17 protein-coding genes, 1 tRNA gene and 1 pseudogene are annotated in these 21,456 nt (G+C 37.7%); 12 read left to right on the top strand and 7 right to left on the bottom strand.

Features of this window, described 5'->3' with window-relative positions:
* Positions 1–224 (bottom strand): annotated as a pseudogene (locus EXE10_RS15440) (MFS transporter); the annotation flags it as partial.
* 219 nt (positions 225–443) lie between these two features.
* On the opposite strand from EXE10_RS15440, the gene EXE10_RS15435 reads away from it, so the two are divergent.
* The 5 genes from EXE10_RS15435 to putP all read left to right on the top strand — a co-directional run bounded on the left by EXE10_RS15435 (position 444) and on the right by putP (position 5,201).
* Positions 444–1,070, top strand: coding sequence for a lysophospholipid acyltransferase family protein (locus EXE10_RS15435; RefSeq protein ID WP_130113962.1), 627 nt, complete (start codon positions 444–446; stop codon positions 1,068–1,070).
* 59 nt (positions 1,071–1,129) lie between these two features.
* On the top strand, positions 1,130–2,047 hold the full coding sequence (locus EXE10_RS15430; protein ID WP_087554283.1) for a patatin-like phospholipase family protein: 918 nt from the start codon (positions 1,130–1,132) through the stop codon (positions 2,045–2,047).
* 136 nt (positions 2,048–2,183) lie between these two features.
* Positions 2,184–2,648 carry an NfeD family protein gene (locus EXE10_RS15425; protein WP_068973452.1) on the top strand — a complete coding sequence of 155 codons (465 nt, stop codon included), beginning with the start codon at positions 2,184–2,186 and terminating at the stop codon, positions 2,646–2,648.
* A 23-nt stretch (positions 2,649–2,671) separates the two neighbouring features.
* Positions 2,672–3,526 carry an SPFH domain-containing protein gene (locus tag EXE10_RS15420; protein WP_068973453.1) on the top strand — a complete coding sequence of 285 codons (855 nt, stop codon included), beginning with the start codon at positions 2,672–2,674 and terminating at the stop codon, positions 3,524–3,526.
* Positions 3,527–3,704: 178 nt separating this feature from the next.
* The gene (gene putP / locus EXE10_RS15415) at positions 3,705–5,201 is read left to right on the top strand and encodes a sodium/proline symporter PutP (RefSeq protein ID WP_068973454.1); all 1,497 of its coding nucleotides are present in this window, start codon (positions 3,705–3,707) and stop codon (positions 5,199–5,201) included.
* An 85-nt stretch (positions 5,202–5,286) separates the two neighbouring features.
* On the opposite strand, the gene EXE10_RS15410 is transcribed toward putP, so the two are convergent.
* From EXE10_RS15410 to prpF, 3 genes are all read right to left on the bottom strand, one after another.
* Positions 5,287–6,198 carry a polyprenyl synthetase family protein gene (locus EXE10_RS15410; protein ID WP_130113961.1) on the bottom strand — a complete coding sequence of 304 codons (912 nt, stop codon included), beginning with the start codon at positions 6,196–6,198 and terminating at the stop codon, positions 5,287–5,289.
* Between the two features lie 156 nt (positions 6,199–6,354).
* Positions 6,355–7,305, bottom strand: a complete 951-nt coding sequence (locus tag EXE10_RS15405) for a GGDEF domain-containing protein (RefSeq protein WP_130113960.1) — start codon at positions 7,303–7,305, stop codon at positions 6,355–6,357.
* A gap of 280 nt (positions 7,306–7,585) precedes the next feature.
* Entirely contained in the window at positions 7,586–8,773 is a 1,188-nt protein-coding gene (gene prpF / locus EXE10_RS15400; protein ID WP_130113959.1) for a 2-methylaconitate cis-trans isomerase PrpF, read from the bottom strand.
* A 317-nt stretch (positions 8,774–9,090) separates the two neighbouring features.
* On the opposite strand from prpF, the gene EXE10_RS15395 reads away from it, so the two are divergent.
* From EXE10_RS15395 to EXE10_RS15385, 3 genes are all read left to right on the top strand, one after another.
* Positions 9,091–10,443, top strand: a complete 1,353-nt coding sequence (locus tag EXE10_RS15395; protein WP_130113958.1) for an amino acid permease — start codon at positions 9,091–9,093, stop codon at positions 10,441–10,443.
* Between the two features lie 77 nt (positions 10,444–10,520).
* Positions 10,521–10,596: transfer RNA gene (locus tag EXE10_RS15390), tRNA-Arg, on the top strand.
* A gap of 364 nt (positions 10,597–10,960) precedes the next feature.
* Complete coding sequence (locus EXE10_RS15385) at positions 10,961–12,307, top strand: OmpP1/FadL family transporter (RefSeq protein WP_130113957.1); 1,347 nt, start codon at positions 10,961–10,963, stop codon at positions 12,305–12,307.
* 118 nt (positions 12,308–12,425) lie between these two features.
* Here EXE10_RS15385 and EXE10_RS15380 read toward each other — a convergent pair whose 3' ends face one another.
* Positions 12,426–13,040 carry a carbonic anhydrase gene (locus EXE10_RS15380; RefSeq protein WP_068973460.1) on the bottom strand — a complete coding sequence of 205 codons (615 nt, stop codon included), beginning with the start codon at positions 13,038–13,040 and terminating at the stop codon, positions 12,426–12,428.
* Between the two features lie 324 nt (positions 13,041–13,364).
* Between EXE10_RS15380 and EXE10_RS15375 the strand changes: the two genes are divergently transcribed.
* Together EXE10_RS15375 and EXE10_RS15370 are read left to right on the top strand one after the other, a co-directional pair.
* Complete coding sequence (locus tag EXE10_RS15375) at positions 13,365–14,414, top strand: alpha/beta fold hydrolase (protein WP_130113956.1); 1,050 nt, start codon at positions 13,365–13,367, stop codon at positions 14,412–14,414.
* Positions 14,411–15,421, top strand: coding sequence for a hypothetical protein (locus EXE10_RS15370; RefSeq protein WP_130113955.1), 1,011 nt, complete (start codon positions 14,411–14,413; stop codon positions 15,419–15,421). The genes EXE10_RS15375 and EXE10_RS15370 overlap by 4 nt, the downstream gene beginning before the upstream one ends.
* 64 nt (positions 15,422–15,485) lie before the next feature.
* Here the strand turns inward: EXE10_RS15370 and EXE10_RS15365 are convergent, their stop codons facing one another.
* Both EXE10_RS15365 and nfuA read right to left on the bottom strand, forming a co-directional pair.
* Entirely contained in the window at positions 15,486–17,555 is a 2,070-nt protein-coding gene (locus tag EXE10_RS15365; RefSeq protein WP_228256382.1) for a TonB-dependent receptor domain-containing protein, read from the bottom strand.
* A gap of 266 nt (positions 17,556–17,821) precedes the next feature.
* Complete coding sequence (gene nfuA / locus EXE10_RS15360) at positions 17,822–18,460, bottom strand: Fe-S biogenesis protein NfuA (protein WP_068973464.1); 639 nt, start codon at positions 18,458–18,460, stop codon at positions 17,822–17,824.
* 297 nt (positions 18,461–18,757) lie between these two features.
* On the opposite strand from nfuA, the gene EXE10_RS15355 reads away from it, so the two are divergent.
* Both EXE10_RS15355 and EXE10_RS15350 read left to right on the top strand, forming a co-directional pair.
* Positions 18,758–20,434, top strand: coding sequence for an arylsulfatase (locus EXE10_RS15355; protein WP_130113954.1), 1,677 nt, complete (start codon positions 18,758–18,760; stop codon positions 20,432–20,434).
* Complete coding sequence (locus tag EXE10_RS15350) at positions 20,431–21,420, top strand: SUMF1/EgtB/PvdO family nonheme iron enzyme (RefSeq protein WP_130113953.1); 990 nt, start codon at positions 20,431–20,433, stop codon at positions 21,418–21,420. The genes EXE10_RS15355 and EXE10_RS15350 overlap by 4 nt, the downstream gene beginning before the upstream one ends.
* Positions 21,421–21,456: the final 36 nt, after the last annotated feature.

Here is a 21,456-nt window from a genome sequence, read left to right as displayed (position 1 = left end):
ATCCAACTTCGGTAATGCCCTTTTTGCGAGTGTCCGTATTTGTCAACCCAAGGTGACCAAAGCACTTTGAGTGCCCACGGTGCCATGAGTAATCCAAAACCACCAATATGAGTCAATGAAACGCCTTGCGCACGGAGAATCACAGGCAAAGCATGAGTCATAAAGCCGACAGGTAAACCTTGTGCCCAATACAGTGAAAATAACAATAAATAGCTCTGTGGCATGGATTAATCTCTAATTCTTTTTATACCGATCAATTTCATAAGTTCACTCACGCATTCAAATTAATATTGTTCAATTCAAAGTGTATTGCATTCATCGGTGATTTTTGTAATATTTGCCATAGTTCAAGCTTTACCACACCAATGCTTACTATTATGCAAAAAATAAAGTAAGTAAATACGCCAATTTAAATACAGTCACAACAAACCCATAAGAATACGATGTCAGAGAATTTTCCAAATATACCAGATCAAGTCCCACAACGTGGCACAACATCGAGCCGTAACTTATTTAAAAAGCTTTATCTCGTTCAAGGCTGGGGCTTTGTTGGTGAATTTCCCAATTTACCTAAAGCTGTGGTTTTCATCGCACCACATACCTCAAATTTTGATGGCTTATATGCTTTTCTTGCAATGCTTGGCATTGGTGTCAAAGTCACGATTTTCGGTAAAGACAGTTTATTTAAAACACCACTCAAAGGTCTGTTTGAATGGATTGGTGTGATTCCCGTAGAGCGTGACTCACCGCATGGGCTGACTCAGCAGATTGTGGATGTAATTCATCAGCAAGAAAAAATCTGGATTGCAATTGCACCTGAAGGTACGCGCAATCGTGCAGAAAAAATCAAAAGTGGTTTTTACCACATTGCTATGGGTGCCAATATCCCGATTGCAATCTTTTCTTTTGATTATGAAAAAAAATTGATTCATTGCTTAGGGACGTTACAGCCAACTGGTGACTATGACCAAGATTTAGCAGAAATTTTAAATCGTTTTAATGGAAAATTTTCACCAAAGCATCCAAAACTACTCTCGATTCCTTTACAAAAACTATTGAAAAATAGCTAGAAAATAAAGCAACAATCTGTTCAGATGACAGCATATTTTTTAGACTAAAGTAATACGATATGCGTTTTAAACAACTTGGCTTTATAGGCTTAATGGGTCTTGCTCTCGTTGGCTGTGATAAAACAACAAAAACACCTCCCCAAACCACAGCGATCAAGGCACGAGAACCTGTCATTGCAATTGCACTCGGTGGTGGTGGAGCAAAAGGTTTTGCGCATATCGGCGTACTTAAAGTTCTAGAATCTCATGGCATAAAACCTAAAATCGTCACTGGAACAAGTGCGGGAAGCTTCGTAGGTAGTATCTATGCCAGTGGTAAAACACCATACCAAATGCAACAAATCGCGCAACAACTCAAAGAGTCTGATTTACGTGACTTAACCTTGAATAGCCAAGGCATTGTACTGGGGCAAAAATTGCAAGATTATGTCAATCGTAATATTGCCAATAAGCCGATTGAACAATTCCCGATTCGCTTCGCTGCTGTCGCAACACGTTTGGACAATGGTAAAAAAGCTGAATTTATCAAAGGCAATGCGGGGCAAGCTGTGCGTGCTTCTTGTAGTATTCCCAATGTATTCGTTCCTGCAACCATTGGCGGAACAAAATATGTCGATGGCGGCTTAGTCAGTCCGATTCCTGTACAAACTGCACGTGATATGGGCGCGGATATCGTGATTGCAGTCGATATTTCAGCACGTCCATCAGGTAGCCAACCAATGAATATGTGGGGCTTACTTGACCAAACAATTAATATCATGGGACAACAAAGTATCAATAATGAATTGGCTCAGGCGAATATTGTGATTCAACCCAAAGTTGGACACTTAGGGACTTTAGATTTGAAATCGAGCAATCAAGCCATTTTAGAGGGTGAGAAATCTGCTCAAGCGAAAATTACGGCGATTCAAGCAGCAATCACTAACTTTAAAAAATCTCCTGCAGCATTAAAACCTGCACCAAAAGCGAGAATATAAGCGCATTTCAATCGAACAAATAAAAGCAGTGAATAAACTAGAATAATCACGTTTTTATATGCAGCATTGAATTCATCTGCTACATTGATATAGATGATACGTCATCTATATCAATGATAATCACTAGAGTAGATGTATGAACTTTATTTTTGAACCGTGGCATTGGTTTGTACTTGGCATATTGCTGATCTTATCCGAACTCATTTTGCCCGCATTTGCTGCGTTGTGGTTTGGTATCGCTGCAATTGTAGTCAGTATTTTGTATTGGCTCTTCCCAAGTATGAGTTTCACCTTTCAAATCGTATGTTGGATCGTATTATCCATCATCTGTACTGTAGTTTGGTTTAAATTTGTCAAACCCTTATCTATAGACAAAACCAAAGCAGGGCTATCGAGAGAAGCCACCATTGGTCAAATTGGTATGGTCATTCAAACGGGTCTGCACCATGAACAAATTCTCGTTCGTTTTCCGATGCCTGTTTTAGGTTCTGATGAATGGAACTGCCGCTCTCTTTCACCTGTGCAAGTTGGTGATCGTGTCCGTGTCACAGATATTTTGGGTAATGATTTAGTGGTACAACCACATTCTTCATCTTCATAATGAAAAATAAAGAGGAAAATTAAATGGGTTTTGGTTCTATAGTTGCTTTATTCATATTTGCCTTCGTCGCTGTGACGATTTTCAAAGGCGTTCGTATCGTTCCGCAAGGTTATAAATGGATCGTACAACGTTTAGGTAAATATCACACCACACTTAATCCGGGTCTAAACTTTGTTATCCCTTATGTAGACGAAGTTGCGTACAAAGTGACCACCAAAGATATTGTTTTAGATATTCCTTCACAAGAAGTAATTTCTAGAGATAACGCGGTAATGGTGATGAATGCCGTTGCCTATATCAATCTGACTACCCCTGAAAAAGCAGTCTATGGTATTGAGAACTATACATGGGCAATTCAAAACCTTGTACAAACATCACTCCGTTCGATTGTTGGTGAAATGGATTTGGATGATGCGCTTTCATCACGTGATCACATCAAAGCCAAGCTTAAAGCTGCAATTTCAGATGATATTTCAGACTGGGGCATCACCTTAAAAACTGTTGAAATTCAAGACATTCAGCCATCGCATACCATGCAATCAGCGATGGAAGCGCAAGCAGCAGCTGAACGTCAACGTCGTGCGACAGTGACCAAAGCTGATGGTGAAAAACAAGCTGCGATTCTTGAAGCGGATGGTCGTCTAGAAGCTTCACGTCGTGATGCAGAAGCACAAGTTGTTTTAGCTGAATCATCTCAAAAAGCCATTGAAATGATCACTTCTGCTGTCGGTGATAAAGAAGTTCCTGTTGCCTACTTACTGGGTGAGCAATACGTCAAAGCCATGCAAGACATGGCAAAATCGAACAACTCGAAAACAGTTGTACTTCCTGCTGACATTATGAATACCATTCGTGGTGTGATGGGTAGAAATAACTAATTTCTCAATTGCAATAAAAATAGGCAACTTGATGTTGCCTATTTTTTTACCTTGAAAATGATCACTTAAGTTTTAACGTTTAAGAATTAATCAGTAATTTTTTGTAATTTATGGTTAAATTTCACGTTATTTAAAAATTTTCCTTAGATCTACATCTTTCCACGAATATGGATATCGTATGAGTTCCCTCAATCCCACCTTAATCACCTTTCTATTTTATATAGTTGCCATGGTCATCATTGGCTTAATTGCCTATCGTGCAACAACCAGTTTTGATGACTATATTTTAGGTGGACGTCGTTTAGGGAGTTTTGTGACTGCCCTTTCAGCAGGCGCTTCTGACATGAGTGGTTGGCTACTCATGGGCTTACCAGGTGCAATTTATCTGTCAGGTTTATCTGAAATGTGGATTGCGATTGGTTTGATCATTGGTGCATGGCTCAACTGGTTATTGGTTGCAGGTCGTTTACGTATTCATACCGAAATCCAAAACAATGCGCTTACCTTACCCGATTATTTTTCCAATCGTTTCAATGATCATAAAAAGATTCTAAGAATTGTTTCCGCTGTCGTGATTCTTATTTTCTTCGCGATTTACTGCGCTTCAGGGATGGTCGCAGGTGCACGTTTATTCGAAAGTATGTTTGGACTGTCATATAGCACTGCACTTTGGATCAGTGCGATTGCAACCATCAGCTATGTGTTTATTGGTGGCTTCTTAGCGGTAAGTTGGACAGATACCATTCAAGCAGGGTTGATGATTTTTGCACTTTTATTAACACCTATCGTCACCATTTTAAGCTTAGGTGATATGAGTGTTGTCAATGCCGCTTTGGATGCTGCACGCCCACAAGCCTATAGTTTATTCAATGACTTAAGCACCGTTGCAATTCTATCCTTGCTTGCATGGGGCTTAGGCTATTTTGGTCAACCTCACATCCTTGTCCGTTTCATGGCAGCTGATTCTGTGAAGTCGATTCCCAATGCACGTCGCATCGGTATGACATGGATGACACTGTGCTTAGGTGGTGCAGTTGCAGCAGGTTTCTTTGGTATCGCTTATTTCCAAGTTCATCCAGAGTTAGCAGCTACGGTGAATGCAAACCCTGAAACTGTGTTTATGGAACTGACTAAAATTCTGTTTAACCCTTGGATTGCAGGTATCGTCTTGGCTGCGATTCTTGCAGCCGTGATGAGTACGTTAAGTTGTCAATTATTGGTCTGTTCAAGTACCTTAACCGAAGATTTTTATAAAGCTTTTATCCGTAAAACAGCTTCTCAGAAAGAATTGGTTTGGGTTGGTCGTTTGATGGTTTTGCTGGTCGCTATCCTCGCAATCGTCCTTGCGAGCAATCCAGAATCTAAGGTGCTCGGGCTTGTCGCTTATGCATGGGCAGGTTTTGGTGCGGCATTTGGACCATTGATTATTCTGTCACTGTTCTGGAAGCGTATGACCCTTTCAGGGGCTCTTGCAGGTATGATTATCGGTGCATTGGTGGTGATTCTTTGGAAAAATATTCCTGTTTTTGCGGCAACAGGTGTCTATGAAATCATTCCTGGATTTATTTGCTCATTCATTGCCATTATTCTATTCAGCTTAATCAGTAAAGCACCAACAGCGGATATGCTTGAACGTTTTGATAAAGCAGATCAAATTTATAAAGAATCGGTCTAATCCGATTTAATAAATAAAGAAAATAACAAAAGGGCGAAATGCCCCTTTGTTATTACAATATTTAAGACTGAATAAGAAATAGAATTTAGCTCTTACGTGATAACAAAAACTGAGAAATTTGATTCAGCTCTTTCGCATTATCACCAAAATATTCTAAAGCCTGAAATGCTTGGTCATGCAATTGCTGTGCATAGGCTTTAGCATTTTCCAAACCCATCAATGCTGGATAAGTTGATTTATCCACTTGCTCATCTTTACCCGCTGTTTTACCCAATGATTCAGTATCCGAAATCACATCGAGAATATCATCTTGGACTTGGAAAGCTAAACCAATCGCTTGCCCATATTGACGCAATTGTGGAATCGCTTGATCTGTTCCTGAGAAAATCGTCACAGCCGACATCATGATAGAGGCTTGAATTAAAGCACCTGTTTTATTACGGTGAATATTTTCCAAATGCGCTTGGTCTACATGCTTTCCTTCTGCTTGTAAATCTAAGACTTGACCACAGACCATTTTCGAACTTGAAGTGGCTAAAATCTGCATTTGTTTAAGCACAATCGCTTGATCCACTGATGTTCCATTATCAAACAGACGACTGCCTAAAACTTCAAAAGCCATCGACTGGAGAATGTCACCTGCCAAAAGCGCAGTATCTTCACCGAAAGCCACATGACAAGTAGGTTGCCCACGACGTAATAAATCGTTATCCATACAAGGCAAATCATCATGCGCAAGTGAATAACAATGAATAAACTCGATTGCAACTGCGGCACGGCGTACTGCTGCAAAATTTGGATTATTCTCTTTCAAATGAGATGTCGCATAACACAGTGCTGGACGTACACGCTTTCCGCCTAACATCACAGTATGATGCACAGCAGATTTTAAAGGTTCAGGCAGTGAAAAAGCATCTAAAGCAGTTTGTAGATCTTGCTGAATTTGCTGTTGCGCTCGTTTTAAAATTTCTGCATTTACATTTGGAATTGAAGTCACATCAGCCTCGACTTGTACACATTGCTAAAACTTAAAATAAATAAGTTTGAGTGAAATTGGTAGATGGAATGAGTGCGCTCATTCTACTATGAGTCGCTATAATTCTCATCCTTTAATTCCAACAATGGCAACTACACCAATAGCAAAAAAATATAGTTAACTTTTCAATAAAAATAAAGAATTTGCACCATTTTTCTTTGCTTGTTGAATGGCTATTTCTAGTTTTTCAAGCACATCGACTTCTTGATCATCGCTTGCTTGAGAAAAGTGGAAAATCCCAACAGATGCCGTCAGATACTGGTTATTTTTATCAAACAAAATTTTTGCATCTGTAATCGCAAATTTTAAACGTTCCCCCAATGTCATCACCGCCCAATCCGTTAAATGCTCAATCACAACAATAAAGCTAGCAGAATTCAATCGGAATAGTTGAGCCTCCGTTTGACGAATGACTTCATTTAACACAGCACCTAATTGTACTAAAGCTTCATCTCCTACTGTATAACTATTGATTTGATTGAATAATTTAAAATTATCTAAATCAATTTTTAAAAATGAAACATCCGTTTTTGCAGGATTCTGCCACAATTTATTTAAATAATGATCAAATGCGAGCGCATTTTGCAGACCTGTTAATAAGTCCAAATATAAGTGATCATGTAATTTTTTATTGTTTTGTAATAGCACATTTTCACGTCGTTTTAAGCGTGTTACATCGGAACACACAACGACAATCATCTCAATTGCATTATCAGCATTTCGAATCGCTTTAAAATAAGCAAGATAGAAACGACCTTTTACATAAAACTCTTGTTCTAAATAATTTTGATTTTGATGAAAATAATCTAAAGCTTCTTGAAAACGTGCATAAACAACAGTAGAAAATGTACTTAATAATTTATCTATCAAATACAATGCATCACTTTCATAAATATCTGCAAATTTTTGATTTGCACCTAAGCAACGCGAAGTATCGTCAAAAATAGCAATGGGTAAAGGAATTTGAGAAATAAACGAGACTAAATGTAATTTATCTATACTCTCTAAATATTCAAAAACTTTTATTTGTTCAAGATTATCTTTTAAATTTATCGACTCATGTTCCATATAACACCTCAAAGCCAACAAAAATAACTTCACCCATTCAGTTTGAATGATTCATTTCAACCAGAGGTTTCACATTATTTAAATTTCATCTTCAAAAGTATCACCATTGGATACGCTCAAATCATGATAAATGATCTACTGATTGACCAATATTGTGTCACACATCAATCAAAATAAAAATATTTTGCCGACAAAATCACACCCCATAAGCTATATTCAACTTATGGGGCAAAAAAGTCTGTTTTCTAAATTTCAAATGCTATTTGTGTATAAATAACGCTTAGAAACTATCTGCAGGTACGCGTACCCAGCCTTCCATTAGTACACGCGCACTACGGCTCATAATGGCTTTTTTAACTACCCATTGACCATTTTCACTTAAAGCTTGCGCTCCGACACGTAAGGTTCCCGATGGATGACCAAAACGTACTGCTTCCCTTTCTCCACCACCCGCAGCTAAATTCACGAGTGTATTTGGAATCGCTGCCGCAGTACCGATTGCAACGGCTGCTGTTCCCATCATCGCATGGTGTAGTTTACCCATTGACAATGCACGTACCAATAAATCCGCATCGGTTTCAGTCACTTGTTTACCGCTTGAAGATGTATATGCTTTTGGTTTCGATACAAATGCAACTTTTGGTGTGTGTTGACGATTCGCAGCTTCACTGATGTCTTTAATTAAACCCATTTTCACAGCACCATAAGCTCGAATTTTCTCAAAACGTGCTAAAGCTTCTGCATCACCATTGATCGCTTCTTGCAATTCTGTGCCTTGGTAACCAATATCTTCTGCATTTAAGAAGATAGTCGGAATACCTGCATTAATCAAAGTAGCTTGAAAAGTTCCAATTTCAGGAACTTCTAAGGGATCTACAAGGTTTCCTGTAGGGAACATTGCACCGCCCTCTTCGCCATCATCGGCAGGATCTAAAAATTCAATTTGCACTTCAGCTGCAGGGAAAGTCACACCATCCAGTTCAAAATCACCCGTTTCTTGGACTTCACCATTGGTCATTGGTACATGTGCAATAATGGTTTTTTGAATATTGGCTTGCCAAATGCGTACTGTACAAATGCCATTTTCAGGAATACGTTCCGCTGCAACTAAACCATTACTAATTGCAAATGAACCCACTGCCGCAGTCAAGTTGCCACAGTTTCCACTCCAATCCACAAATGCTTTATCAATCGACACTTGTCCAAATAAATAATCAACATCATGTTCAGCTTGTGAGCTTTTTGCCAAAATCACTGTCTTACTGGTGCTCGATGTCGCTGCACCCATACCATCAATTTGCTTTCCATAAGGGTCTGGACTACCAATCACTCGAAGCAACAACTGATCACGTGCCTGCCCCGCAACTTGTGCACGTTCAGGCAAATCATCTAATTTAAAGAAAACACCCTTGCTGGTTCCACCACGCATATAGGTTGCAGGGATTTTGATTTGTGGTGCAAAGCTCATTTATCGTATTCCTTTCAATTCTCTTTGTTGTATCAAATAATGAATTACCATTCAGTTTTATATTAACCTGTTTTTACTAAAAAACACGGATTGATTGACTTAAGTATTAAATAAATATTCAACATAGCCTAGATTTCACCCTCTCTTAAACAGATACACTCTAGTTCAATAAAATTTATTTGCTTGATAACTCAATGAAATATTACAAATATAGTTTTTTGACTTATTAGTTTCCTTACATAAATCAATCATGTACTAGGCTAAAAGTAACCAATCCATTACAATCATTGCATTCATATTAATTAGAGTCGAATACATTGAGCAACGAGTCTACACAATTACAACGTGGACTTAAGAATCGTCATATCCAATTGATTGCCATGGGTGGTGCAATTGGTACAGGGTTATTTTTAGGTTCCGCACATGTAATCGAATCTGCTGGTCCATCGATTATTTTGGGTTATGCTATCGGTGGTTTAATCGCATTTTTAATTATGCGTCAACTCGGTGAAATGATCGTTCAAGAGCCTGTAGCAGGTTCATTTAGTCATTTTGCCAACAAATACTGGGGGAAATTCCCAGGCTTTTTGGCGGGTTGGAATTATTGGATCCTGTATGTCTTGGTTGCAATGACTGAGTTAACAGCCGTAGGTAAATATATCAATTACTGGTGGCCAGATATCCCGAGCTGGATTTCGGTACTGTTTTTCTTTGTGATCATCACACTGATCAACTTAGGGAATGTAAAATTTTACGGTGAATCTGAGTTTTGGCTCTCAATTATCAAAGTGACTGCTGTTGTTTCCATGATCATTTTTGGTCTCTATTTATTGGCAACAGCAGGCGCAGATTCGACTGCTTCATTTAGCAACCTTTGGACACATGGTGGTTTCTTCCCACATGGTTTTGATGGTTTGTTCTATATGTTGGCTTTCCTCATGTTCGCTTTTGGTGGTATTGAATTGATTGGTATGGCGGCTGCAGAAGCAGATGATCCTCAAAAATCAATTCCAAAGGCAATTAACCAAGTTGTTTTCCGTATTCTTCTTTTCTATATCGGTTCATTGACAATTTTATTATCACTTGTGCCTTGGAATGAGTTACAACTTGGTGGTCTTGATAAAAGCCCATTCGTGATGATCTTTAGCCAATTAGGGATTGGTTGGGCTGCGCATTTGCTTAACTTCATCATTTTAACTGCTGCCCTTTCGGTATATAACAGCGGGATGTATGCCAATAGCCGTATGCTTTATGGTTTAGCACAACAAAAAAATGCACCGAAAATATTTACCAAAACCAATAAGCAAGGTGTTCCTATTCCTGCTGTTTTATTCTCAGCATTATTGATTTTTGGTTGTGTATTGTTGAATTATTTTGCACCAGAAGATGCATTAAGCAATTTAATCTATATCGTTGTTGGCGCATTGGTTTTAAACTGGGCAATGATCAGTTTAACTCATCTTCAATTCATCAAAGCAATGAAAGCTGAAGGTAAGATATCCTCATTCCCTGCCTTGTGGTCACCATTGAGTAACTACCTTGTACTCGCCTTTATTGCTGTTGTGCTTTATATCATGTGGACACAAGGATTAAGTGGCGCAGTCATTATGATCCCAATATGGATTGTATTGATGTTTATTCTGTTCAAAATTTTGTATAGAAAAGCATAAAATCTTTGTTTTTAAAAGTTATTACTTCGGTAATAACTTTTACTTTCACTAGTATTATTGTAAATTATATTTCTTTTGCGCCCTTAGCTTAACTGGATAGAGCAGTTGCCTCCTAAGCGACCGACGTGGGTTCGAGTCCCGCAGAGCGCACCATTGAATGATGAATTGCTTTATTATTTATCTCAAACTAACTATCCCTTAAACCCACTGTCCATATTTTCATCATTTAAAAAAATATCTTTTTAAAATATCTGGTTCTTTCACTTTATTTATTTAAATAATTTTCATAACAATCTCATTTTACGATACTTCTAAAAATCTCAAGGTTAAAAAATAACTTCTAAGTTCAATTTTTTTTCGTTAATTCTATGGATAGAGTATTTACTCTTATTTTTTATATGTTATTTTGTAAAAAGAAGTAACTTTGAGTTATTCACTATAAGGTTCAAAATTATTTCACCACCAAAGCTTAAGCCATTAAAAAGATTCATTTTATCGTATTTAGGGAAAAATTAAAATGAAATTAAAAAGTCTGTCAATTGCGATAATTGTAGCAACTTTACCAACAACTGGTGTTTTTGCCGCAGCACTAGATCGTTCAGGTCAATCCATTTCAGCATTTTTACAACCAGGTAACTATTTCGAAGCAGGTATATCTGTTTTAGACCCAACTGTTGAAGGTAAAGAGGTTGGTGAAGCTCCTCAGCCACATCGTAACATTGGTGATATGGGTGATGACTACTATTTCCCATCAGCAGCATTAAAACTCCAACTGACTGACAAATTCTCTTTTGGTTTAATTTACGACCAACCATTTGGTGCAGATGCTGCATATAGTGGTACAAACGAATTTGTTGCTGCACCAACTGACCCAGTACTGAGTGGCTTACCACTTACAACTACTCATCTTGGTGGTGTAACTGGAAATACTAAAGTTGAAGTAGATACTCAAAATATTTCAATGATTTTTGGTTTTCAACCTACTGAACAATTCAACATTTATGCTGGTGGTGTATACCAAACTGTTAAAGGCAATGTTAGCTTACGTGGAAGTGCATATAGTCTATATAATGGTTATGATGCGAAAATCAAAGAAACGAGCGGTACTGGCTGGTTAGCTGGTGCTGCTTTTCAAATTCCAGATATTGCTTTAAAAGCTTCTGTTACTTATCGCTCTGAAATAGATCACGATGCAGATGCTACTGAAACTCTTGGACTCGCAGATTATCTAACCGAAAATCCTGCAGTAATTGGTGCATTCCCATTACCTGCTCCAATAAAAGCTACTTTAGCTAACGCTTTAGTAGCTAATCAGACACCTGGTGGTGTGAAAATTACCACACCACAATCTGTAAACTTGGATTTCCAAACAGGAATCATGGCAAATACAGTTGCTTTTGCTAATCTTCGTTGGGTGAACTGGAAAGATTTTTCAATTCGTCCTGACAAATTTGGTGCAGTTTCAAAAGCTGTTGGTCCATTATTAGGTGCGACAAACCCAAGTAATGCACGCCCAAATGGATTCAACCTCGTTGAATATTCAGAAGATCAAATTTCTGCAACAGTCGGTGTAGGTCGTAAACTGAATGATCAATGGGCTGGTAACGTTTCTGTAGGTTGGGACTCTGGTGCAGGTAACCCTGTTTCAACATTAGGTCCAACAGAAGGTTATTGGAACTTAGGCTTAGGTGTTCAATATAGCCCTACACCACAAACCTTTATTGCTGGTGGTGTTAAATACTTCTGGTTAGGCGATGCTAAAGCACAAACTGGCGCTCAAGCAGGTCAAGACTCTCGATATGTTGCAGAGTTCACTGACAACAATGCAATCGCTTATGGTTTGAAAATCGGTTATAAATTCTAAGAATTTATTGGTATAAAAAATCCCACATAATTGTGGGATTTTTTTATGGCTAAACTTAAGATATTTTGATTAAAACACTTAAAGCATTACACTAAATTCAGTTAAAAATTAAATTCAATTAAAAATCATAAAAATCAACTTCACCTGTTTCAAGTGAATACTGAGCACCGACCACTTTCAATTTGCCCTGAGCGATCAAGTTTTCTAAAACTGCTGACCCATGACGTAACTGGTTGACTGATGCAAATACATTTGATTTCACTGCATGCATAGATAATTTATCTAAATCATCTTTTAACTCAGTTTGCATCAAGATTTCAACTGATGGACGCACGCGGTTGACAATAGACATTAGATTGGCAGATGGAGGTGTCGTAGGATTCTTCAAAGCTTCAATTGTTGAATGAATCGCACCACAATGACTATGACCTAAAACAACAACCAATGGACAACCAAAACTGTCCGCAGCAAATTCCACACTCCCCACTTGCGATGGTGCAACGATATTTCCCGCCACTCGGATCACAAATAAATCACCAAAACCTTGGTCGAATACCATCTCAGCAGGAACACGAGAATCCGAACAACCTAAAATGATGGCAAAAGGTTCCTGACTCCCAACCATCTCCGTTCGCTGTTGGTGTGTCAAAAATTTATTATGATTTGTTTCACCATGGGCAAAGCGTTCATTACCCTGTTTTAGACGTTCTAAAGCTTCTTGAGCAGTTAGCATTTGTGTTTTATTCCATTGTGTGGAGATTAGGTCATTTTAATGCTGTCAAAAGTGAAAGTCACTGACTAAAAATAAACTCTGTTACAATTTTTGTGATGTAGCATGATCTTATAATTATTTTAAAAATATGTAGGCAAAATTCACAATTAGAGTCATTTCATTTAATAAAATCACAGAATATGCTGCAAATTAGCTTTATTCTAAATTTTTGTTTTGGCAAAAAACTTACAAATAGTCCATTTTCAGCGAATGCTGAAAAAAATATCATCATGAATAATATTATTACTTTATATAATGCCAAGTCATTTGTTAGGAACCCTATGCATGTCTGAACTGCCCAATAAGAAAATTCTGCATTTTTTAAATAGCTTATTGTTAAGTCTGAGCACTCTAGGTGTAGTTACTTTGAGTCATCAAGCTAATGCTGCAAGTAATGTCGCTGAAAATATCGACTATTTAAAGGTTGTACAAGAGGAAAGAACTTGGGCAGGCTTGAGCTCTAAAACACTACGTGTAGGAGATGTCGTTTGGTCTTATAGTGAAGGCGGTCCTAAAAATAAACCCACCATTTTATTGATCCATGGTTTAGCCAGTAGTCGAGATACATGGAATAGTGTCGCTAAATCCCTTACACCTTATTATCATGTCATTATTCCAGACTTACCCTCTGCTGGTGCAACGCAAGTTCCTGCAAATTTTGACCTTTCTGTTCCCAATGTAACAGAACAACTGCGCCATTTTATTGAAGCAGCACATATTCAAGACAATTTAAATATTGCAGGTCATTCTTTAGGTGGTACGATTGCCATGTTTTATGCATCGCAATATCCATTTGATACCAAAAGCTTATTTTTAATGAGTACGGGTGGTATCTTTAAATCGACCAATACCAACTACCTGAGAAATCCGATTTACCTCAAACAGCTTTTAATTACGCAAAAAGGTGACTTAGATTTCGTGATGAATAAAGTCATGTTTCATCAGCCTTTTACTGCCAGTATTATTAAAAATGAACAAGAGAAATTGTTTATTGCAAAATCAGCTGATACTGCAAAGATCATTAACCAAATTGATGCGCTCAATCGTCTATATACGCCGATGACATTTACCACGATGCTCAAGAATATTGAAGCACCCACGATGATCTTATGGGGTGCGCAAGATCAGATTGTCAATGTTGATGTAGCCAATGAGCTAAAATCCGTTTTAAAACGACCAGAAAATCCGATTATTTTACAACGCGTCGGACACATGCCTTTGCTTGAAGCACCGGAGCGTGTTGCTGAAAATTATCTAAGTTTTTTAAATAAAGTTCAGCCTTTGCAAAATCCATTCTCTGATCAAAAACATGAACAATTTGAGTCTAAAAAATGAAACATCCCCTCGTTGAACAATTAATCGATGCTCAACTCTCATTTTTAGATCAAGAGTTTACTCAGTCAGGAACCATTAAAGCTGAATTTAATGAGTTTTATCTTTGGTTTAGAAAGCAACCGCTTAAACAACTCTGGTCGTTTGATCAAATTAATGCTCTTTTACAAAAACAAGTATTAGATACAGCTGCAGGCATTTTTTTGATTGAACAAATTACCGATCATATCCGTTTTGCTTTAATCCACCCAGTTAATGATAACACCTTGATTGAAGATATTATTCCAGTTGCAACCATAGATAAAATTGCACAATATGTAGCAAGTAAATCGAGTCATCGCCAAGCATTGATTAAACGTATTGTGAATAACCCATCATTTTCAACCATGTTGACTCAGCTGATTCATCACTCGATCCAAGATTATATTGATAATTCTGTGATGAATAAAAAGGTACCAGGTGTTGGTCGCTTTATGAAGATGGGGAAATCGGTCTTAGAGTCTGTCACTGATACCAATTTAGATGATACAGTTAAACATTATCTTCAAAAAAATATTATTAAAATTAGCCAATTGAGTGAGCAAGTCATCAACCAACAGTTTGATGACAATAAGCTTTATCATTTCCAAGCCAATTTATGGCATAAGATTAAGAAGATACCAATTGGCGTTTTACGTAATTATGTTGAAGTAAATGATCTTCCCAATACGGTGGGTATGGGGCATGAGATTTGGGATCATATCCGTCAAACTGATTATTTAAAAAAACAAGTTCACGACGGAATCCTCACTTGGTATGTCCGTAATGAAGAACGCCCTTTTGACTTGATTTTGAATGATATTAATATCGACGAAGCCTTGATTCAAAATGAATTACAAGCTTTGCTTGAACCTGTGATTCAAAGCATGATTTCTTCTGAGCATTTAAAATCACGTGCTCGAATCTATTTGGAAAAGTTCTATTATTCTGATGAAACGTTAAAGATTTTGAATATTGAATCTGTCATTTAACTGCAAATACTCTATGACGTACAGTAAAAAGCCTCCGTAAACGGAGGCTTTTTTCCATGACTGATTAGAATCGGATGTTCATGCCCACTGTATAGCGTCGTCCATCAAGAACCACATCATATTCACTATTGGTGATTTCTTTATTGGCAATATTATAAATACCAGCACTTAAACTTAATTTTTGTGTTGCTTTAAAAACGACACCTGCATCAAAAGTACCATAAGCAGGAGTACCTGCCTCCATCGTTGTACGACTTAAATAATCACTGGTTTTACCGCGATAGTTATAGTCTATCCAAGTGTTCCAGTCATCTGACACATCATAGTTCAACCCAATATTTAACATGTGCTTTGGCATTTTATTTAAAGGCTGTCCTTTAAATTCACCACTTTTTTGCTCAGATTTAGTATAGGTATAGTTGGTATTTGCCTGTAAATTATCAAGTAAATCATAATTTAAAGAGAACTCGACACCTTTCATTTCTGCATCAGAAACGTTTTTCATTTGACTCACAAAGCGATAAGGTTGCCCATTTGCAGAACATTTCCACTCTGACACAGGAGAACTATTTGTTGTCCCTGGCGTATCACATAAACGATCTTCAACAATTTTGTCTTTAAAATCAGATTTAAAGACCATTAAACTTGTCGATAAACCTATTTCAGGCGCGATGTAATTAAAGCCAAACTCATAACTGGTACTTTTTTCTGGTGACAAATCAGGGTTACCAATAATTACAGCACTCCCTTTTCCTGTACGACTTCCAAAACCTTCTGATATTTGACTAATCGTCGGTTGTTTATACCCTGTACTTACACCACCTTTTAAAGTGAAAGCATCAGTTATGTGATAAACACCATAAATTCTTGGTGTAATTTCGCCACCAAAATATTCATCTTTATTATATCGAGCGCCAATTGTTAAAGCGAAATCGTCAGTAAGACTCCACTGATCTTCGACAAATAATGCAAATAACCAGCGATCAAGTGAGGTTACACCCGTAACACTTGCTAGGCCATTGGTTGTATCTTTAATTTTTTCCTGCTGATATTGACCACCAGTGATCAAAGCATGATTGCCTATATTGAAAGACGCTTGGGTATTAAATAATTTTAATTCTTCCTGCTTTTGATCTGCGACTGCACCACTATATACTTTTTTTGTCGTTTCATCTTGATAGTAACTATCAATTGAAAACAGATCATAGTTCCCTTTATGGCTTAAAGTCCAAACATCTTTTTCATTTTCATTGGTTGAAGCCTGACTCGCTACCCCCACACTTTTACCTAAAGTTGTCGTATATTCTTGTCGTGTAAAATCATATCTTAAACCAATATCATTCTGTTCATCGACACTCCAAAGCAAGCCTGTTCCAATTTTTCTAATTTTCTTTTCAGATTCACTCGATGCTGATTTTTGACCTTCGCCGCCAATATAGTCACTTTCATCAGTACCTTGAAAATTACCATCTAAGCTTAATGATAACTTATCTTTAATTAATGGGCCTGTGGCGTATAAGCTGACACCATAACTATCATTGGCATAATCATTATTTGACTTGGTATATTCTGGAGAGATACTGCCTTGCCACGACGTAGATGATGCTTTTTTTGTAATGATATTAATTACACCGCCCATGGCATCAGAGCCATGTAATGATGACATTGGTCCACGAACAACTTCAATTCGCTCTATCATATCGATAGGTGGTAAATAGGCACCGATCTTCCCACCATCTGTACCATTCCCATTCACGACTCTTCCTGCACTGATCGGACGTCCATCAATGAGATATTTGGTATAATTTGCCCCCATACCACGAATGGTAATTTCTTTATTGTTTCCTCCACCTTGTACTGAAACACCTGGAATATTTTTAACCGCGTCGATCACATCTGTATAAGATTTCTTTTGTAGCTCTTCCGCTGTAATGACTGAAATTGATGCAGGAGCATCTGCCACATCTTGTTCCGAACCAGATGCTGTCACAACAATCGTTTGTAACTTTACTGATTCCTGAGCTTGTGAATCAGTTTCATTAGAAATTTTTTGTGAATCTGCTGCATGCGCAGCCCCCATCATGATGCCAACAATAGAGAGAGATAACACAGATTGGATGATACGATTAGACATATAAGTATTCCAAAGAGGCTAATTTATGGATAAACCATGTAGATTTCGCCCCACAGCTTAACAAAATAGAACACTATTACAATTAATATTGATAATTATTCTTATTATTAATACCTGTTTGACTAAAACTCGATCAAAAATAAAAACTATTTAAGATTCATTTAAGAAACTTAAATATTCAAATATTTTCCATTAATTTATTACTGAAATAAAAAAACCTCCATAAAGGAGGTTTTTAAACAATCATATTCAAACAATGTAGATCATTATTTGAAATAAGCACCATCCGCTTGGCTATGGTCAGTTTGATCGACCACGCGTCCAAGTTCAGGAATATGTTCTTTCAGTGTCGTTTCTACACCTTGCTTTAAAGTTACGTCAATTGCAGAACAACCTTGGCAACCACCGCCAAATTTCAATACTGCAGTTAAACCATGCTCTTCATCTTCAAGCACTTCAACCAACGCACAGTTACCACCGTGCCCTGCTAAACCTGGATTAATTTCTGCTTGAAGTACATAAGTAATACGTTCTTCAATAGACGCATCTGGTCCTACACGCGGCACTTTTGAGTTCGGTGCACGGAAAGTTAACTGACCGCCAAAACGATCTTTGTTGTAATCAATCACAGCATCTTTGAGATACGGAATAGATGGTGTATCAATAAATGCAGGAAAATCTGGATAATCTTGTCTGTAATCTGTTGGCGCAATTTCTTCAGGCGCACTATACGCCATGCAGCATTCAGCGCGTGGAGTTCCCGCATTTTCAACAAATACACGAACGCCGATTCCAGGAGTATTTTGTTTCTCCAATAGATCTTTTAAATACTCCTGTGCATTTGGAGTAATCAATAAATTTGGAATTTCTTCTGCAACTGCAGCATTGGTGTTCTCAGTCGACATAACTCTATCCTCAAGCTGAAGTCGGTATTTTAACTGAAGATGAGGCTGAATGAATAAAAATCAACTAAAATTGTCGGAATTAAATTTAAAAACATTCTTATTTTATTTTTTTGTCTGTTTTCATTGTATTTTTTTAATGAATTTAAGTATTTCAATAGCTTTTCAAAATATTAGATTTGTTCAGCATAAATTTTTCTCAAGAATTATTCTGCTTTAAAAAGCATTTTTTAATATTTTTAGCTCATTTCTTCTTTCGCTAAGCTTCATTATAAATTTATATAAAACGTCATCATTGCCATGCAAAAACTAAAACTTGTAAGTTCAATTTCAATCGCTTTATTTACCTTCTATCTGGCGGGTTGTAATGATGATCACGATTCCAATCAAGCTATATCCCAAAAACCAAAGCCCAATGTTTTATTCATCATGGCAGATGACTTAGGCTATTCTGATCTCGGAGCATTTGGTGGTGAAATTCATACGCCTAACTTAGATGCCCTAACCCAAGAAGGGCGAATTCTGACCGACTACCATACAGCACCGACATGCTCCCCTACTCGTTCACAATTGATTTCTGGTACAGACCATCATCAAGCAGGAATCGGTGCAATGGCGGAACTCACGCCAGCACATCTAAAAGGCCAGCCTGGTTATGAGGGCTATTTAAATAATCGCTCATTGTCCATTGCTGAAGTGTTACGTGACAATGGTTACCGTACTTACATCAGTGGTAAATGGCATTTGGGTTTAACACCTGAAACCAATGCGCATGCCAAAGGTTTCGATCATTCATTTACGCTATTACAAGGCTTAGATCTTCATTTCAAACAAAACCCAAGCCAATACAACCGCGCAGGGCTAGCAACTTATACTGAAGATGGTAAAAAAATTGCTGTTTCAGATTTGCCAGATGATTTCTTCTCAACTGATTACTATACAGATAAGTTGATTCAATATTTAGACAGTGGGAAACGCTCTGGAAAACCATTCTTTGCGTATGCCGCCTATACAGCACCACATTGGCCGATCCAAGCGCCGCAAAAATACAGTGATCGCTACAAAGGTCAATATGATGTTGGGTATGAGCAGATCCGTAATGCACGTATTGCGAAACAGAAACAACTGGGTATCCTTCCTACAAACTTCCAAGCAGCTGAACCATTAGCAACCGCTCAAATTCCTAAATATCCAAAATGGAACGAACTCAGCTCTGAACAAAAAGCTTTAGAAGCGCGTAAAATGGAAGTCTACGCAGGTATGGTTGAAAATCTTGATGATAATATTGGTCGTTTGATTCAATATTTGAAAGCCAATGGACAGTATGAAAATACCCTGATTTTCTTTGTTTCTGACAATGGTGCAGAAGGCTTTGTTCGTGGCACTTATGGTACAGAAACAGGCTTCGATACTTCATTAGCTGCGGTAGGCACTGCAAACTCATATCACTATATTGGGCCACGTTGGGCCGAGGTCAGCGCTGCACCTTTTCATTTATGGAAAGATACTGCAGGTGAAGGTGCAACCACAGCACCCGCTATTGTCAAACTTCCAAATCAAAAGAAAGCTGAAAATATCTATCATGGCTTCGCCAGTGTATTAGACGTATTTCCAACTGTACTTGAATATGCCAATGTTTCAGTACCAAAAGATCAATACAAAGGTCGTCAAATCAACAATCCATCAGGTATTTCATGGAAATCAACTTTAGAAAACAAAACAGCAAGCATTCGCCCTGCTGAATTTGCTTTTGCTGATGAGTTACATGGCAATAAATATGCTAAACAAGGCGGTTGGAAAATTGCTTATCAAGCAAATGGCAATCTTGGTACTGGAAAGTGGGAGCTTTACAATCTCAAAGATGATCGTGGCGAACGAAATAATCTTGCAGACAGTCATCCAGAACAAGTGTCTAAACTCGTTGAAGTTTATAACAAATACACTCAACAAAATGGTGTATTGGAATTTAAACAATGATCGTAAAGTACATCATTGCAATCAGTGTCAGCTTGCTCCTTGCAGGCTGTCATGTTTCATCAAATACCGAGCATGAACAACACCAGTCAAAAGCACAATTAATTTTAGGTGATCCACAAAAATGTGGAAAATATTCAGGCTTGCCTCATCATTGGGGAAAAGATAAACATGCGGGTATGGTTTGGATTCCCGAAGGAAGTTTTGAACTCGGCTCAAAGATTGCCTATCCAGATGAGCTCAATTTTGGTGAAAAGAAACGTAAAATTTCTGGTTTTTGGATCGATCAAACCGAAGTTACAGTTGCTCAATTTGCAAGTTTTGTAAATGCAACACATTACATTACAGATGCTGAAAAGCAACGACAAGCTGCTGTATTTAGTCCAGATCCAAAGCATCCTCAGCAATGGTGGCAACTCAAATCTGGCTTTACTTGGAAAACACCCTATGGTGAACAAGGTGCTCAACCAAATCCTGCAGAACCCGTACGCTATGTTACCAAAAATGATGCTGAACATTATGCGCTATGGCTTAAGAGAGATTTACCCTCAGAAGAACAATGGGAATATGCTGCAAAAGCGAAATCTACCTATGACACACCATTGCATCATGAACCACAAAATCAGCAACACCAACCTATTGCAAATTATTGGCAAGGCAACTTTCCTTTTCAAAATTTACAGCAAGATCAATTTGAAGGTGTTGCACCTGTTGGTTGCTTTCCTGCGAATGCATTTCAACTCTATGACATGATTGGAAATGTATGGGAATGGACTACATCACCCTATACAGGCGCCCATGATCAACACATGGGAGATTATAGCCATCTACGTCAACAACAAATCCATGCACAAAACTATGTGATTAAAGGTGGTTCTTTTTTATGTGCCAATAATTACTGTGCAAGATTTAGAACCAGTAGTCGTCATCCACAAGAGCTAGATCTTGCCACAACCCATGTTGGTTTTAGAACTATTCTTAAACCATAAACTCACAATAAATCATTTTTTAAACGCTCATTCATT

This window comes from Acinetobacter sp. WCHAc060033, from assembly GCF_004209125.1.
Lineage (GTDB): Bacteria > Pseudomonadota > Gammaproteobacteria > Pseudomonadales > Moraxellaceae > Acinetobacter > Acinetobacter wuhouensis.
This window is presented reverse-complemented; position numbering and strand designations above follow the sequence as displayed.

What these genes read in the sequence shown, in the direction of transcription:
- EXE10_RS15435 (WP_130113962.1), top strand. Translation starts at nt 444, where the DNA reads ATGTCAGAGAATTTTCCAAATATACCAGATCAAGTCCCACAACGTGGC.
- EXE10_RS15430 (WP_087554283.1), top strand. Translation starts at nt 1,130, where the DNA reads ATGCGTTTTAAACAACTTGGCTTTATAGGCTTAATGGGTCTTGCTCTC.
- EXE10_RS15425 (WP_068973452.1), top strand. Translation starts at nt 2,184, where the DNA reads ATGAACTTTATTTTTGAACCGTGGCATTGGTTTGTACTTGGCATATTG.
- EXE10_RS15420 (WP_068973453.1), top strand. Translation starts at nt 2,672, where the DNA reads ATGGGTTTTGGTTCTATAGTTGCTTTATTCATATTTGCCTTCGTCGCT.
- putP (WP_068973454.1), top strand. Translation starts at nt 3,705, where the DNA reads ATGAGTTCCCTCAATCCCACCTTAATCACCTTTCTATTTTATATAGTT.
- EXE10_RS15405 (WP_130113960.1), bottom strand. Translation starts at nt 7,305, where the DNA reads ATGGAACATGAGTCGATAAATTTAAAAGATAATCTTGAACAAATAAAA.
- prpF (WP_130113959.1), bottom strand. Translation starts at nt 8,773, where the DNA reads ATGAGCTTTGCACCACAAATCAAAATCCCTGCAACCTATATGCGTGGT.
- EXE10_RS15385 (WP_130113957.1), top strand. Translation starts at nt 10,961, where the DNA reads ATGAAATTAAAAAGTCTGTCAATTGCGATAATTGTAGCAACTTTACCA.
- EXE10_RS15380 (WP_068973460.1), bottom strand. Translation starts at nt 13,040, where the DNA reads ATGCTAACTGCTCAAGAAGCTTTAGAACGTCTAAAACAGGGTAATGAA.
- EXE10_RS15375 (WP_130113956.1), top strand. Translation starts at nt 13,365, where the DNA reads ATGTCTGAACTGCCCAATAAGAAAATTCTGCATTTTTTAAATAGCTTA.
- EXE10_RS15370 (WP_130113955.1), top strand. Translation starts at nt 14,411, where the DNA reads ATGAAACATCCCCTCGTTGAACAATTAATCGATGCTCAACTCTCATTT.
- EXE10_RS15365 (WP_228256382.1), bottom strand. Translation starts at nt 17,555, where the DNA reads ATGTCTAATCGTATCATCCAATCTGTGTTATCTCTCTCTATTGTTGGC.
- nfuA (WP_068973464.1), bottom strand. Translation starts at nt 18,460, where the DNA reads ATGTCGACTGAGAACACCAATGCTGCAGTTGCAGAAGAAATTCCAAAT.
- EXE10_RS15355 (WP_130113954.1), top strand. Translation starts at nt 18,758, where the DNA reads ATGCAAAAACTAAAACTTGTAAGTTCAATTTCAATCGCTTTATTTACC.
- EXE10_RS15350 (WP_130113953.1), top strand. Translation starts at nt 20,431, where the DNA reads ATGATCGTAAAGTACATCATTGCAATCAGTGTCAGCTTGCTCCTTGCA.